The 13,184-nt window shown below is 63.7% G+C and carries 19 protein-coding genes and 2 tRNA genes; 11 read left to right on the forward strand and 10 right to left on the reverse strand.

Annotated features, from left to right (window positions below; genetic code table 11):
• Nucleotides 1–2: 2 nt before the first annotated feature.
• The 3 genes from QRN59_RS19050 (at nucleotide 3) to QRN59_RS19060 (ending at nucleotide 1,590) form a co-directional block, all read left to right on the forward strand.
• Complete coding sequence (locus QRN59_RS19050; RefSeq protein ID WP_284984011.1) at nucleotides 3–548, forward strand: Chromate resistance protein ChrB; 546 nt, start codon at nucleotides 3–5, stop codon at nucleotides 546–548.
• The gene (locus tag QRN59_RS19055) at nucleotides 545–976 is read left to right on the forward strand and encodes a chromate resistance protein ChrB domain-containing protein (RefSeq protein ID WP_284984012.1); all 432 of its coding nucleotides are present in this window, start codon (nucleotides 545–547) and stop codon (nucleotides 974–976) included. The genes QRN59_RS19050 and QRN59_RS19055 overlap by 4 nt, the downstream gene beginning before the upstream one ends.
• A 212-nt stretch (nucleotides 977–1,188) precedes the next feature.
• A complete protein-coding gene (locus QRN59_RS19060; protein WP_284984013.1) occupies nucleotides 1,189–1,590 on the forward strand; it encodes a hypothetical protein in 402 nt (133 codons plus the stop codon).
• Nucleotides 1,591–1,647: 57 nt separating this feature from the next.
• On the opposite strand, the gene QRN59_RS19065 is transcribed toward QRN59_RS19060, so the two are convergent.
• From QRN59_RS19065 to QRN59_RS19075, 3 genes are read right to left on the reverse strand one after another with little or no spacing between them, the layout of a single operon-like run.
• Nucleotides 1,648–2,520, reverse strand: a complete 873-nt coding sequence (locus QRN59_RS19065) for a tyrosine-type recombinase/integrase (RefSeq protein ID WP_284984014.1) — start codon at nucleotides 2,518–2,520, stop codon at nucleotides 1,648–1,650.
• Nucleotides 2,438–2,911, reverse strand: coding sequence for a site-specific integrase (locus tag QRN59_RS19070; RefSeq protein ID WP_284984015.1), 474 nt, complete (start codon nucleotides 2,909–2,911; stop codon nucleotides 2,438–2,440). Before QRN59_RS19070 ends, QRN59_RS19065 begins: the two co-directional genes overlap by 83 nt.
• Nucleotides 2,912–2,953: 42 nt before the next feature.
• Nucleotides 2,954–3,358, reverse strand: coding sequence for an IS110 family transposase (locus QRN59_RS19075; protein ID WP_284984016.1), 405 nt, complete (start codon nucleotides 3,356–3,358; stop codon nucleotides 2,954–2,956).
• Nucleotides 3,359–3,587: 229 nt separating this feature from the next.
• On the opposite strand from QRN59_RS19075, the gene QRN59_RS19080 reads away from it, so the two are divergent.
• Genes QRN59_RS19080 through mobF form a run of 3 tightly spaced genes read left to right on the forward strand, consistent with a single transcriptional unit; the run spans nucleotide 3,588 to nucleotide 5,241 of the window.
• Nucleotides 3,588–3,755, forward strand: a complete 168-nt coding sequence (locus tag QRN59_RS19080) for a hypothetical protein (protein WP_284984017.1) — start codon at nucleotides 3,588–3,590, stop codon at nucleotides 3,753–3,755.
• The gene (locus tag QRN59_RS19085; protein ID WP_284984018.1) at nucleotides 3,752–4,087 is read left to right on the forward strand and encodes a relaxase domain-containing protein; all 336 of its coding nucleotides are present in this window, start codon (nucleotides 3,752–3,754) and stop codon (nucleotides 4,085–4,087) included. The genes QRN59_RS19080 and QRN59_RS19085 overlap by 4 nt, the downstream gene beginning before the upstream one ends.
• On the forward strand, nucleotides 4,084–5,241 hold the full coding sequence (gene mobF, locus QRN59_RS19090) for a MobF family relaxase (RefSeq protein WP_284984084.1): 1,158 nt from the start codon (nucleotides 4,084–4,086) through the stop codon (nucleotides 5,239–5,241). Before QRN59_RS19085 ends, mobF begins: the two co-directional genes overlap by 4 nt.
• 31 nt (nucleotides 5,242–5,272) lie before the next feature.
• Here mobF and QRN59_RS19095 read toward each other — a convergent pair whose 3' ends face one another.
• The gene (locus QRN59_RS19095) at nucleotides 5,273–5,479 is read right to left on the reverse strand and encodes a hypothetical protein (protein ID WP_284984019.1); all 207 of its coding nucleotides are present in this window, start codon (nucleotides 5,477–5,479) and stop codon (nucleotides 5,273–5,275) included.
• A 29-nt stretch (nucleotides 5,480–5,508) separates the two neighbouring features.
• Between QRN59_RS19095 and QRN59_RS19100 the strand changes: the two genes are divergently transcribed.
• Nucleotides 5,509–5,745 carry a hypothetical protein gene (locus QRN59_RS19100; RefSeq protein WP_284984020.1) on the forward strand — a complete coding sequence of 79 codons (237 nt, stop codon included), beginning with the start codon at nucleotides 5,509–5,511 and terminating at the stop codon, nucleotides 5,743–5,745.
• A 102-nt stretch (nucleotides 5,746–5,847) separates the two neighbouring features.
• Here the strand turns inward: QRN59_RS19100 and QRN59_RS19105 are convergent.
• From QRN59_RS19105 to QRN59_RS19125, 5 genes are all read right to left on the reverse strand, one after another.
• Nucleotides 5,848–5,921, reverse strand: a tRNA-Ile gene (locus QRN59_RS19105).
• Nucleotides 5,922–6,021: 100 nt separating this feature from the next.
• Nucleotides 6,022–7,218 carry a glycosyltransferase gene (locus QRN59_RS19110; protein WP_284984021.1) on the reverse strand — a complete coding sequence of 399 codons (1,197 nt, stop codon included), beginning with the start codon at nucleotides 7,216–7,218 and terminating at the stop codon, nucleotides 6,022–6,024.
• A gap of 110 nt (nucleotides 7,219–7,328) precedes the next feature.
• The gene (locus QRN59_RS19115) at nucleotides 7,329–8,234 is read right to left on the reverse strand and encodes a DMT family transporter (protein WP_284984022.1); all 906 of its coding nucleotides are present in this window, start codon (nucleotides 8,232–8,234) and stop codon (nucleotides 7,329–7,331) included.
• Complete coding sequence (locus QRN59_RS19120) at nucleotides 8,234–8,857, reverse strand: CDP-alcohol phosphatidyltransferase family protein (protein ID WP_284984023.1); 624 nt, start codon at nucleotides 8,855–8,857, stop codon at nucleotides 8,234–8,236. The genes QRN59_RS19115 and QRN59_RS19120 overlap by 1 nt, the downstream gene beginning before the upstream one ends.
• Nucleotides 8,858–8,907: 50 nt before the next feature.
• A complete protein-coding gene (locus QRN59_RS19125) occupies nucleotides 8,908–9,756 on the reverse strand; it encodes a phage holin family protein (RefSeq protein ID WP_284984024.1) in 849 nt (282 codons plus the stop codon).
• 184 nt (nucleotides 9,757–9,940) lie between these two features.
• Here QRN59_RS19125 and QRN59_RS19130 point away from each other — a divergent pair, with 184 nt between their 5' ends.
• From QRN59_RS19130 to QRN59_RS19140, 3 genes are all read left to right on the forward strand, one after another.
• Nucleotides 9,941–11,164 carry a multidrug effflux MFS transporter gene (locus tag QRN59_RS19130; protein WP_502871088.1) on the forward strand — a complete coding sequence of 408 codons (1,224 nt, stop codon included), beginning with the start codon at nucleotides 9,941–9,943 and terminating at the stop codon, nucleotides 11,162–11,164.
• Between the two features lie 75 nt (nucleotides 11,165–11,239).
• Nucleotides 11,240–11,419, forward strand: coding sequence for a YMGG-like glycine zipper-containing protein (locus QRN59_RS19135; RefSeq protein ID WP_284984025.1), 180 nt, complete (start codon nucleotides 11,240–11,242; stop codon nucleotides 11,417–11,419).
• A gap of 60 nt (nucleotides 11,420–11,479) precedes the next feature.
• Nucleotides 11,480–11,887 carry a hypothetical protein gene (locus tag QRN59_RS19140; RefSeq protein ID WP_234750734.1) on the forward strand — a complete coding sequence of 136 codons (408 nt, stop codon included), beginning with the start codon at nucleotides 11,480–11,482 and terminating at the stop codon, nucleotides 11,885–11,887.
• Between the two features lie 102 nt (nucleotides 11,888–11,989).
• Here the strand turns inward: QRN59_RS19140 and QRN59_RS19145 are convergent.
• Nucleotides 11,990–12,062: transfer RNA gene (locus tag QRN59_RS19145), tRNA-Asn, on the reverse strand.
• Nucleotides 12,063–12,280: 218 nt separating this feature from the next.
• On the opposite strand from QRN59_RS19145, the gene QRN59_RS19150 reads away from it, so the two are divergent.
• Nucleotides 12,281–13,051 (forward strand): MBL fold metallo-hydrolase, encoded by a 771-nt coding sequence (locus QRN59_RS19150; RefSeq protein WP_284984027.1) that lies wholly within the window; start codon nucleotides 12,281–12,283, stop codon nucleotides 13,049–13,051.
• The last annotated feature ends 133 nt before the right edge of the window (nucleotides 13,052–13,184 follow it).

The following is a 13,184-nucleotide window of genomic DNA, read 5'->3' on the forward strand; positions in this document are numbered from 1 at the left end:
GGGTGAAGAATGAACCGTTGATACCCGGCGGCTGGGTCCTGCTCAACTACCGGATGCCACGCGTCCCGTCCAGTCCGAGAGTGGCGGTCTGGCGGCGGCTGCAGGCCCTGGGCGTGGCCCAGCTCGGCGACGGACTGGTGGCCCTGCCCGCCGACGCGAGGACCCGCGAGCATTTCGACTGGATCGCCGGGGACATCACCGACAACGGGGGCACGGCGACCGTCTGGCTCGGCCAACCCGCCACCAAGGCCCTGGAACGGGCCATCGCCGAAACCATGGCCCAGGAACGCCGGCAGGAATACCTGGCCCTGGCCGAAGACGCCCGGGAAGCACTCCGGCTCGAGGAAACCGCAAGGGCCCGGACCGCGATACGCCTCCGGACACAGCTGCGGAAAATCAACCGCCGCGACTACTTCCCCCCGCCCGAACGCGCCCTCGCCGCCGAAGCCATCGCCGCGGTCCTCGCCCCGCGCGACACCACGGCCCCCAACGCCCAACCCGACCACACCGCCGTTGCTGGCGTTCCGGCAGCGAGGGGTACCCGATGAAGTGGGCCACCAGGTCGGGAGTGCACGTCGATCGGGCCGGGTGCGCCTGGCTGATCCGCCGGATGATCGACCCGGACGCGGTCTTTGTGTTCGTCGATGACCCTGCCGAGGTCCCGGCCGACGCGACCGCCTTCGACATGCCCGGGGTGGATCTGTCGCACCATGGGCCCGACTGCACCGCAGAAACCATTCTGCGCCGCTACGAAATCCAGGACCCGGTTGCCTGGAAAGTCGCCGAAGTCATCCACGAGGCCGATCTCGAAGATGACCGGTACGACGCCCCCGCCGCCCCGGGCCTGGACATCATCATCCGGGGCCTGTCCCTGACACTGGACGACAACACCGTCCTGGGCATCACCGGTCCGGTGTTCGACGGCCTCTACGAATACTTCAAACGCGGCATGATCCTCGGCCGCGAACCCTCCTGACCGTCCGGGCGCCCGCGACACCCGGAGCCGATCCGCCGTGTCCGGCTTGCAAGGACGAAGCCCGCACCATCGTAGGCTACGGAAGTGACCGCTAGACGGGGTGCGTTTGTGATTTATCAGTGCGTAGCTTCTCTGACTCCACACGTCGGCGCCGGAGGTGCACGAGGCTTTCTTCGAGGGCACTGACCTCCTCAGGCGAACAGCTCTTCGGAATGGGGCAGTATCAGCAGGATCTCCTGAATATCAAGGGATGCACGTTCGAACTGGCCCACCGCAACTCCCAGGTAAGCGTCCCGTTTGTACTCTCAAGCGACGGGTACGGGATGCTGTGGCATCATCCAGGAGTCGGGCGAGCCACCTTCGCGACCAATTCGACCCAATGGTCGGCCGAGGCGACCAAGCAACTCGATTACTGGGTGACCGCAGGTGACACTCCCGCTCAAATCATCGCAGCTTACGCCGACGCGACGGGCCACGCGCCGATGATGCCCGAATATGGAATGGGCCTCTGGCAATCGAAACTGCGCGACTGGCCTCGGTGGCCGGCCAGGATGCGGCTGGCGGGCGGGGCGGTAACGCGGCCAGCAGCTGCGCCCCGGTCGGCTTCGCTGTAGCTTTCGCCGCCGCTGCCGCGGTCTCTCCAGGGATGATCGTCTGGTTCGTGCTGCCGGTCATGATCCGGCCTCGCCGAAAAGGATCCGCAGGCTCTCGGGCCGGTATCCCGCCGCTGGCGGAGCCTCGGGGCCGCGTTCGCGCTGCCTGGCGTGAAAGGCCAGCACGCCGGCGATCACGTCCTCGGTCACCGGGTTCAGATAGCGCTGCGTGGTCGACAGGTGTGCATGGCCCAGCACCCACTGAACATCCGTCAACGGCATCTGCGGGTCCCGCGCCATCCGATACGCGGCAGTATGGCGAAGATCGTGCAGTGACCAGTTCGACCCCAGCGCAGCGTTCGCACGGGTGAACATGGCCCGTGCCGCGTCGTATCCCAACGCCCGGAACGGACGGCGCAGCGTCCACCACAGCGGCTCGTCCCGGCCAGTCGGCGCCAGGTCCTCCAGCTGCGCTTGGTAGAGCCGCAGCCAGACGAACGCATCCGGTGCGGCCGGCAGCGGTTGCATCACCCGGGTTCCCTTGCGCATCACAGTGATCAGCTGCTGGCCCGGATCGACATCACCGGCCGTGGCGCCCAGCAGTTCACTGGCCCGTGCGCCGGTCGAGACCCAGAACGCCACGAGTGCCCGGTCGCGATGGGAGCCCAACTGCGCGAACAGCTCATCGAACCGCTCGTCCGGGATGCTGCGCGGCGCGCGCGTCACGAGCTTCGGCCGATACCGACCACGAGGTTCGCGGCCGAGCGGCTCCATCGGACTGCGGTGCGCTCCCGCACGGCCGGCAAGGGCGTGCCGTGCCAGCGGGAACGGGTTGAGCATCGGCCCGGTCCCCGCTTCCAGATGGAAATCATAGAAGCCGCGCAGCACGCTCTCGCAATGCGCCACCGTCGCAGGCTCGTGCCGATCGCCACCAGACGGCTTGCCGGTCACCGCGTTCACCCTGGCCACGGCCGGGTCTCCGCCCGATCCCGGGAACCACCAGTCGGATAGCGCCAATGCGCGCCCGCGTGGGCTTGGCCGCGACCTGCAGCCACCGGATAAAATCGCGTGCCTCAACCCGTGTCGCCTGATTCCAACCCACCCCGAGCGCCCACAAGAAGCGGAACCAACGCAACAAATCCATCCCATACGACCGCTGCGTCGTCGCCGGGCGCCCGGAGGCAATCAACTCGGCGAAGAACGCCGCGGCCCGCGCGACCGTCGAGCCCCGGCCATCCACCAGCCGATACGGCACGAACAGATCCTCCGTCGCCTCGAGAGACCCGACCAACGGCACCACCAGGCAGGACAGATCCCGCGGCACATCCTCGTTGTTAATCACGACGCGAGCCTAGCCACAGGCCAAGGACGCTTCGCGCATTCCTTACAAAACCCCTGCCGCTAGTTCGGTCAACAGGTCGGTCTTACGGCCCGGGACGGCCTTCATGTGGGCCGCGTTTAGCAGCCAACACTCCATCCGCTCTTCCAAAGCATAAAACACCGGCTTCCAGTACGTGCTGGTCGACTCCATCGCCGCCAGAGTCACTCCTTGCCCGACCAGCCAGTCCCTCATCAGCTCAAGCGAGCGGGTCATGGTCCGGAACGTCCGCGTCTCCCCGTGACGGCCACCGCCGGTCCCGGGCGTCCGCACGCACACCGTCACCGTCTTCTTCCCGATGTCCAACCCGGCAACGCGCTCGAACATCACGTCCATCAGAATCACCATCCTTACAGCGAGAATCGATATCAGCGCCGCTTGGAGGATCCTCTGATCAGGAAACAGACCCACGTGCTCTTACGGCAACAATCCGGCACACCCACGGACCCCGCGTCATACACGTCTACGGGCTCACCCGCACCAATGTGAATAGACGTCACCAAGCGGCACCACAATTCTCACTCCTCGGCCCGCGGAAGATACTTCCCCGCGAGCTACACCTCTGGCACCCGAGGGTAGACCGTGAGCGCTGGCTCACGGTGGGTCATGTCGTAGTTTGACCCGACGTCGATGAATCGTCGTGAGCGGGAACAAAAGTACCGAATATGGTGAGGGCGTTGAGCGAACTGGTGCCGAGCACCTCCTCCGCGTTGGGCGCGGCCTGCTCTTCCCTTCCCAGACCGCAGGTCACGAACGCGAAAGCAGCGCCGAGGCGCTGTTCCGCCGTCGCGGCTGGACGACGCAATGACCATGTCCATCACCCGGCTCTCCGCCCAGTCCGGCCTGAAATACCTGTTCAAGACCACCATGATGGATGATCTGATGATCACTGCCGCAGATGCCACCACGTACTACATGAAAGCGGGAACGCCGCAGGGCCGCTGGCTCGGCTCCGGCCTTCCGGGCGTCAGCCGCTACACCGAAGACGCCGTGACGGAAACTGACGCGAAAGCCATCTTTGACCACGCCGTCCACCCGGACACCGGCGCTCCCTTGGGCCGCCCGCACGGCCAGCCCACGGTTGTCCAAAAAAGCCAGGGGCGAACAGAACACGCCACACCGTCGTCGGGTTTGACCTGACCTTCAGCGTCCCCAAATCCGTGTCGGTCCTCTGGGCCCTGAGCCCCCGGGCCCTCCAGGACCAGATCTTGCAAACCCACCACGAAGCCATCAATGCCACGCTGCAATGGCTCGAAGAAGCGGTTATCCACACCCGCGCCGGACGCAACGGCGTCGTCCACCTCGGCACCCTCGGCGCCATCGCCGCCGCGTTCGATCACTGGGAGTCGCGCGCCGGGGATCCGCAGCTCCACACTCACTTGGTCATCGCCAACCGCGTCCAGCGCATCACCGATGGCGCCTGGGCCACCCTGAATTCAAGAACGCTCTACGAGGCCGCCGTCGCTGCGAGCGAGCACTACAACGGTCTCCTCTTCGACGCCCTGCATCGCAACCTGGGCACGGACACCGAAATCCGCGCACCGGCCACCCACACCCACAACCCGAGCCAGCAACTCACCGGCATCGTCGACACATTGATCCGCGAATTCTCCAACCGCTCCCGCCTCATCGATCTGGAAACCGACCGCCTCGTCGCCGAATGGACCGATCAGCATGGGACTCCCCCGACGGCAACAACCACCCTCAAACTCCGCCAGCAGGCAACCCTCTCCACAAGAACCCCCAAACCGGAAACAGTCGCGCCGCTCCATCAACTCTGCGCGCAGTGGCAGGCCCGCGCAGCCGCCAAAGGCTTCGATCCGAGCCTCACGCTGGCCAACACCGTGCGGCGCTCCAAGAAGGCCCCCTTCCGCGCTTGTGACTTCACGACGAACTGGATCGAAACCGTCGCGTCCCTGACCCGGGGGCGCGTCGCGGCCAAGCGTTCGAGCTGGAACCGGTGGAACCTCCTCGCCGAAACCGAGCGGGTCTGCGCGGACATCCGCTGCCACACACCAGAGGACCGAAAAGCAATGGTTGACGCCGTCGCCACCACGGCCGAAACCCAGTCTGTGCCACTTAACGAGAACCGCTACAATCTCCCCGCCAACGCGGACATCGTCATGGGAGCAAGGAACGACGACGGCGCACCGGCCCATCGCTCCCAGGGGATCACGGTCGACGCTGGTCACACCGTCGTCACGCAGTGCCGGCTCACACGTGAACTCTTCTATGTCAGCATGACGCGGGGCCGTGGAGGCAACAACGTACATCAGCGAAAACGAGCCCACTGACCATGAGCCACTTGATCCCTCCCTGCGATCGTCATGGCGGGAAATCCTGGATGAACTGCTTGCTGCCGAAGGTGCTGAACGCGCGGCTCATGAAATCCGGGAGGCCTAGCAGTCGAACGCAGACAGCCTGGAACGGCTCAGTGCCGAGTACGACTGCTTGGCACAAATCGCGGCGGCTGAAGATCTCGCCAGGTTCGTTGAGCGCCACGCGCCAGAACGGGTCGACGAGCTGAAACAATCCCAGTCCTGGGGTGCGGCGGTGGCAGCATGGCGGCGATCCACCGGCGCCAGCCGAGCACGGCACAGCACATTCTCCAAGAAGCATTGGAAACGATAGCCACAGCACAAGATCCGGCGGCTGTCTTCCACTCTCGGCTGCTGAGCTTCCAGAACGGGATTGCCGCGCGGGAGACTGATCCGCTGACCGAGCCGATCCGCACCGTCCTGCTCGACCTCGCGAACATGACCAGCCAAGTCGTAGAACGGATCAAACGCAGGAACTAGCTCGATTCGTTTCCGGTGGGTTTCCGGTGGATGGCTACCTCAGAACGCAAAAGCGAAAAGGCCCCTGACTTACGTTTCCGCAGGTCAGGGGCTCTTTTCGGGTAGGGCTACTCGGACTTGAACCGAGGACCTTAGGATTATGAGTCCCGCGCTCTAACCAGCTGAGCTATAGCCCCGAGTCGGCGGGTCCGCTTTGTCAGCGTCCCCGGCCAAAACACTCTAGCAAAACAATTCGGCTCCCGATGCCAAGCGGCGGATTACGCCGGGTCCGCGTGGCTAGATGACCTTGTCTTCATAGCCCGCCCCGCGGTACAGGTCCTCGAACGTCTGCAGTGTGCCTTGGATGCTGTGCGGCTCCACCATGGCGCGGCTCGCCTTGCCCATGGCTTCGAGTTCGCCAGCCGGCAGACGGAAGAGCTCGGTGATCCGGGCTGCCAACTCATTGCTGTCCCCTGGCGTGAACAGATGCCCGTTCTCGCCTTCGCGCACCAGGTGCGGCAGGGCCATCGCATTGGCGAGAAGAACCGGCGTCGACGCCGACATCGCCTCGAGGGTCACGAGGGACTGCAGTTCGGCGGTTCCGGGCATGCAGAACAGGTCAGCGCGAATATACGCCTTCCTCAGGTCCCCATCGCTCGCGAGGCCCAGGAACCTGACCCTCTCGCCCAGGCCCAGGCGCTTGGCTTGGGCTTCCAATGCCGCGCGGACCTCGCCGCCGCCGACGATTTCAAGATGCACATTGAGTTCGGCGGGTGTTTTGGAAACGGCGTCGATCAGGACGTCCACATGCTTTTCTTCGGCAAGGCGGCCGACAAAGAGAACGGTGGGGTTGGCGTGCGGCTCGATCTCTTCGCCCGGCCCCAGTTCGTAAGCGGCCGCGTCAATGCCGTTGGACAGGGGCAGGACCTTGCGAAGGAAAGCGTGCTGGTGCATGGCCTTCGCGGCAAGTGGCGTGGGAGTGGTGACGACGTCGGCCTGGCCCATGACCTTACCCATGTCTTTCCACGAGACCCGCCCGATGATGTCTTTGAACCACTGCGGGAACGGCAAGAACGGGTTCAGGTTTTCGGGCATGAAGTGGTTGGTGGCTATGATCCGGATGCCCCGCTTCTTGGCCTCGTAGAGAACGTGTTCGCCGATCATGTAGTGGCTTTGGATGTGAACGACGTCGGGCTGCACCTTGTCGAAGAGCAGCCGGATGTCGTTCTTGATTTCCCAGGGGTAGCAGATGCGAAAGTACTCGTGCGTAAAGACTCCGTGGGACTTCAAGCGGTGTACGGTGCCTTCATCCCCGAACTCGGTGAAGCTCTTGCCGTTATCCGCCCGGCAGGCCAGCACGTGGACATCGTGCCCACGGGCCTTCATGCCTTTGGCAAGCCGGTACCCGAACTGAGCAGCACCGTTGACCTGCGGGCGGTAGGTCTCCGCCGCGATCAGGATGGTGAGGGGTTTGTTGGTTTCGGGAACGGTCACGTGGAGAACTCCTGATGGTCACGGTGCGAACATCGCAAAACGTTTGGCCCTGCGGTGTCTTCGCCGGTCGCCTGCCGCGGGTGTGCGGGGCACGGTTGTCGAACTCTGCCCTAGGCCTTCCGGCTTGCAGCCGCCTTCGCGTCACGCTTTCGCTTGGTGACCTCGGGATGGTGCCGGCTCAGGGCAATAACCCCAACGATAGCAAGGGAAGCGGCCACAGCCATGGCGATTGCCAGCACGGCGTGGACATCGGGACGAAGCTCACCCAAAATTGCGATCCCGATGGCAATTCCGACAATGGGGTCGATCACAGTCAACCCGGCGATCACCAGATCCGGCGGCCCGCCCGAATAGGCGCTCTGCACGAACCAAGAACCGAGCCCGCCGGCAGCGGCAATGGCGACCACGGTGTACCACTGCACGTTGAGCAGAAAGTGACCGTTGGGGTCCAGCAGGTGCCGGCCGATGATGCGCGTCAGGACCGCGACGAACCCGAACAACACTCCAGCACCCAAGATGTAGACAAAAGCGCTCATGCGGTGCCGGAACATGGCAGCCAACGTTCCAAAAAGCCCGACGGCGAGTGCCAGCAGGAGCACGATGGTTATTTCGTCCTCGCCGCTGACGTGGTGGTTCTCCTGGGTGGCGTTGACGGCCAGCAGGACGAACATCGCCGAGCCGGTCACGCAGGCAGAGATCGCCACCACGGTGCCGCGGTTGATACTGAGTCCCTGGTCCTTTGCGTTGACCACCGTGGTGATGACCAAAGCGATGGCTCCGATGGGCTGCACCACCGTCAAGGGTGCTGACACCAAGGCAATGGCGTTCATGCCCATCCCCAAGGCAAGCAACAGCAGGCCGAACATCCACCGCGGGTTTCGGAGAAGCCTCAGGAAACCGTGGGAACTCAGGGCGAGGCCACCGGTATCCGCTTTGACCGCGCTGCCCTGGCGCTGGGCGCCAATGGCAAGGCAGAAGGCGCCAAGCACCGCAAGAAGGACTGCTAACCAGACCATCAGCTGCGACCGCCGTCGTTGGCTTTGAGTTCTTTGCCCTTGCGCAGGATTGCCCAGAAATAGTTGTAGGCCGCTACCCAGTGCCCTAACAGACCCAAGCCCAGACAGACCCAAGCGATCACGAAGTAGACACTGGTGTAGGGAATCGCGAGCTTCGAGAGGACCAGGAGGGGCGTGCCGAGGAGCAGGAATGCCGTCCGGATCTTTCCGATCCGGCTCACCGGGAGGTCGGGATGATTATGGAAATAGAACAATGAGGCTGCGGCAAGGACGACGTCGGGCACCACGAGGGCGGCCAGGTACCACCAATCCACCACCCCGGCGATGGCGAGCGTGACAGCGACGGTGATGAGAGCCAGGCGGTCAGCTACGGGATCGAGGATCCGGCCCAGTTTGGAGGTTTGGTTGAAACGCCGCGCGACGTAGCCATCCACCCAGTCAGTGCCGCCCATGATCGCGAGAACCAGCACGGCGAAACCGTATTCCCTTTGCCACAGCACCAGCCACACGAACAGCGGGACGCCCATGAAGCGCAACACAGTCAGGAAATTGGGGACGGTGAAGATGAGATCGTGGTCGATCTGTGGCTGGCCCGGGCGTGCGCCTGCCCCGATGAACTTCACCTGTCCCCCTTTCCGTAGTCTGCAGCTGACGCTGCTGGTTGCCGTCCCGATTACTTCTTGAGCAGCTTCCGCAGTCCTACTGCGGCCACCGTGGCGGAAGCGGCGAAGAGAAATAGCTCTTTCCAGCGCGCGGCGAGCCGCTCCGGCAGCCCGGCCGGAACCTTCTCACTGAAATCTGCGAGTTTGTCGGCAGCGAACCGGCGTCCGTCGTCGAGCTTTTGCCCGGCAACGTCGCGCAGGACCTTCCCCTGGGTCTTGACGTCGAGCTCGACGCCGAGCTGATCGCGAACGTCGGCGAGGTGCTCGCGGCGCTGCTCCAGACGGCGGAGCAGCTCGGCTTCGCTTGGGGCGGGGGGTTGCTCGGCTTTGTGTGCTTCTGCCTTGGCTGCTTTTTCGGCCTTGGCTTTCTCAGCTGCGGCGGCTTTCGCTGCCTCCGCTGCCTTGTAGGCTTCCGACGACGGATCGAGGATGCTGGCGTCGAAGGAAGTGCCCTCCTTGACGATGCCGACATCGTGCTTGATGCCGCGGATGGTCTTCTCAGGCACAAGCGGCATGGCCCCCTTGAACGCGCGGAAAGCGATGAGGGCCCCGATGAGAATGATCACAAGGAACGCAGCCGCAACCACAAGAGCTGCCAGCCACGGGGGCATGACCGTGGCCAGGCCCAAGATGGCCGCCACAACCAGGGCGATGACGAGCAAAGAGAAAAAGATCAGCGCAACGCCAACGAAAGCGCCGGCAATGCCCAACTGCTTGCCTTTGCCCTTAAGTTCAAGCTTGGCCAGGCTGATTTCGTCGTTGAGCTGCCGCGGCGCGAGCCGGGCTGCAAGTTTCAGGGTGTTCGGCAACGCCGAAATGCCCGGGCGTTGGCCAACCCGGCCGCTGTGACGTCCACTCATAGGTTCCGCCTCACTGCTTCCATCTTGCTCCTACCCGGCTCCGGCACGGAGACGAATACAACCGCCCACGCGCACCTGTCCACAAAACTACCATTCAGCTTCAGCCTCAACTTCCGGGACGGTCCAGCGGCGCGCCCCAGCCATCGCTGATAAATATGATCTGTCGCACATAGGATTGATAACCGTGAACACTCCCCCTGTACCGGGCGATTCCCTCAGCCGACGCGAAAAACTCCTCTATATCCTGCTGCTTGGCGCATTGACCGCCTTGGGTCCATTTACCGTGGATCTCTATCTGCCGGCGTTTCCCGCCCTGGAGCATCATTTCGACGTGTCAGCGGCTGCGATCCAACTCACACTGACCGGCACAACGGTGGGCTTCGCCATTGGCCAATTGGTGGTGGGTCCGTTCAGCGACAAGTTCGGTCGCCGCGTGCCCTTGATTCTGGCGACGGCCCTGCACATCGGTTCCTCCCTCGGCGCGGCACTGTCCACGGACATCAGCACACTCGCCTTGTTCCGCGTCCTCATGGGCGTCGGCGCCGCCGGCGGCGGCGTGGTGGCCATGGCCATGGTCCGGGACCTCTTTGCGGGCTACGCCATGGTACGGATGTTCTCCCGCATGTCGCTGGTGAATGGACTTGCGCCCATTCTGGCTCCGATCATCGGTTCACAACTGCTGTTGGTGATGCCATGGCCCGGGATCTTCTACTTCCTGGCAAGCTACGGAATCCTCGTGATCATTGCTGCCGTGTTCCTCATCCGGGAAACGTATCCCGCCGAGCTCCGCCGACAGACGACGTCGACGGCGGGCCAACGGTACAAGGCCGTGTTCGCCGACCGGATTTTCGTCGGGATGCTGCTTGTAGGCGGGTTCAACTTCGGCGGACTGTTCGCTTACCTTTCCGCGTCCACTTTCCTGTTCCAACAGGTCTACAACTTCTCCCCGCAGGAATACGGCCTGCTGTTCGGTGTCAATTCCCTGGGCATCGTCGCCGGCGTCCAAATCAGCTCCAGGGTCATCAGGCGGGTGGCACCCCAATGGATCATGGCGTTCGCCACGGCCTGGATGCTACTCATGGCCCTTTTGATTGTGGTGTTCGATCTGCTCGGCTTCGGCCTCTGGGGCGTCATGGTCCCGCTGTGGTTCTACATCCTTGCCACCGGGTTCATGTTCCCCTGCGTGCAGGTGATTGCCCTGGCCAACCATGGCGCGCAGGCCGGAACCGCAGCTTCCCTGCTGGGTGCCTCGAACTTCCTGATGGCCGGCGTCGTCCCGCCCGTGGTCGGCTGGCTGGGCGTCGGCTCGGCAGTTCCCATGGGGGCAGTCCAGGCCTTGTGCCTCATAGGCGCCGTGTCGGCCCTCTGGCTCGTCGTGCGGCCTCGGTCCGTCCCCTCCATCCACTGATCAGGCCATCCACTGATCAGGCCATCCACTGATGCGCGAGGCCCGGACGTCCGCATGGAGCAGTAGGCTCAAGCCATGACGCGCAAACCGCACCGCAACGGCAGGGGCCTCCTCCTCGGAGCGATGCTTGGCGCCGTCGTCGGCTTCTTGCTGGGCCGCGGGCTCGGAAACCCTGTGTTCGGAGCCCTGCTGGGCGCCGTCGTCGGTTCCGCAATCCTCTACCGGATCAATCCCGGGCCATGGAAACGGGACTAAGCACGCCTTCCGTTGCTTCGAGGCCTGTTGCCGGTCATGGCCCGGCGATAAAGTTGAGATGTGCCCCGTTGGCAGGAACTACAGCCTATTCCAGCCCCATGGCAGCGCAGGGATGATGGCATCCTGCCGCTGTGGTGGGATCGTCTATGCACCGTGACCAGCCCGCAATCCGCGGCCCTTTATGCGGCAGGGCTCTTTACGGAGGACCGCCGCCGCCCGATTGCGCAATGGTTCAACCCGACCAATGGCGCGGCCCTGCTCGTGGCTCCGGAGACCTCTCCCGAATGGCCCGTCCAACGCTTCGGTATCTTCTACGCACCCCCTGGCGGCGGATTCACCCGAGTCCATTCCGCCGCCCACGAATGGCACCCGCGGGAGCCGAGGACGCCGCCCACCGAAGATGACGCCTTCCAGTCCGCCGTTGCCGAAGCAGCGAGGTTCCTGCAAGTGGAAATGGACTTCGTTTGACGAACGCGATGAGATTCCGCCATTCGAATAACTGCGCAAATCAGACAAACCGAGGCAAAAAAGCAGGCCCCGCACCTGTAAAACAGGTGCGGGGCCTTTGCGCTCCTCCGACTGGACTTGAACCAGTAACCCTTCGATTAACAGTCGAATGCTCTGCCAATTGAGCTACGGAGGAATGAAGCGGTTATGACTTTAGCAAAGGTTTTGCCGCAAGTGAAATCGAGCCCCCGGCACTGCGGGAAGGGCCGCAGAATACCCCTCCCGGGTATCACCAGTGCTTCGGAGCCGACGCCCTCGCCGAGGATAGGATGGTCCGGCGCGCACGTGGCGCGCACATGGCTCGTACGAAGCGCATCCGTGACGCATCCCTGGCGCGAAGGAACAGAAGGAAGCATGTCGAACAACTGGTCAGCCGAGGCCAACGTGACGGAAGTTGCCGAGGATGTCTTTTTCGTCCAAGGCCCTTCAGTCAACTGGACCATCCTCAAGCGGGGCAAGGAATTCACCCTCATTGACACGGGCTATCCCAGGAACTGGCCATTGCTCCAATCGAGCATGAATTTCCTTGGACTGGCTATGGAAAATGCTGCCGGAGTTCTCCTGACGCATGGTCACTCGGATCACATCGGCAATGCCGCGAGAATATCCGCAATGGGCATTCCGGTATTTGCGTCCCATGCGGAGTTGCCAAACATCCGCCGGGAGGTCCTCGAACAGGTCACCGTCAAGGATCTTGGTTTGCGGATCCTCCGCCCCAGGGTCGGCGCGTGGGCCGTACACGCCATCCGATCCGGGGGCCTGTCCGACGTCGCGGTCCCGGGTGTCGCCGCGATGACCCAGGACATTCTGGACGCGCTCCCGGGATCTCCCCGGATCATTGCCACTGGCGGGCACACCAGCGGCCATGCGTCCTTCTTCGTCCCTTCAGCCAAGGCAGTGGTGACCGGGGACGCGCTCGTCACTGGACACGCCGTCAGTCCGGTCCGCGGTCCGCAGTTGTTGCCCGCTGTCTTCCACCACCGCCCGGCGGAGACCTTTGCCAGCGTTGACGTTCTCGGGCAACTGGGCGCTGCGACCATCCTGCCGGGTCATGGACCGGTGGTGACCGTGCTCGACGGGACAATCGAGCTCGTCTCTGACGGAAGGTACTCCCCTTTCGCTTGAGTCGGCAGCCTTCCGCCCGGGTACGCGCATCGGAGCCTCAGTGGAAGGGCGGGATCTCGGTGACGGGAGGTCCATGACCAGATCCAGGCCGACGGGATCGACGATCTATGGACACCGTCGGATTCTGCTGGAT

This window comes from Arthrobacter sp. efr-133-TYG-118 (assembly GCF_030209755.1).
In the GTDB taxonomy this organism is placed as follows: domain Bacteria; phylum Actinomycetota; class Actinomycetes; order Actinomycetales; family Micrococcaceae; genus Arthrobacter.

Coding starts and splice junctions, on each gene's coding strand:
- QRN59_RS19055 (WP_284984012.1), top strand. CDS start 545: ATGAAGTGGGCCACCAGGTCGGGAGTGCACGTCGATCGGGCCGGGTGC.
- QRN59_RS19060 (WP_284984013.1), top strand. CDS start 1,189: ATGGGGCAGTATCAGCAGGATCTCCTGAATATCAAGGGATGCACGTTC.
- QRN59_RS19085 (WP_284984018.1), top strand. CDS start 3,752: ATGACCATGTCCATCACCCGGCTCTCCGCCCAGTCCGGCCTGAAATAC.
- QRN59_RS19135 (WP_284984025.1), top strand. CDS start 11,240: ATGACGCGCAAACCGCACCGCAACGGCAGGGGCCTCCTCCTCGGAGCG.
- QRN59_RS19100 (WP_284984020.1), top strand. CDS start 5,509: ATGGCGGCGATCCACCGGCGCCAGCCGAGCACGGCACAGCACATTCTC.
- QRN59_RS19115 (WP_284984022.1), bottom strand. CDS start 8,234: ATGGTCTGGTTAGCAGTCCTTCTTGCGGTGCTTGGCGCCTTCTGCCTT.
- QRN59_RS19125 (WP_284984024.1), bottom strand. CDS start 9,756: ATGAGTGGACGTCACAGCGGCCGGGTTGGCCAACGCCCGGGCATTTCG.
- QRN59_RS19150 (WP_284984027.1), top strand. CDS start 12,281: ATGTCGAACAACTGGTCAGCCGAGGCCAACGTGACGGAAGTTGCCGAG.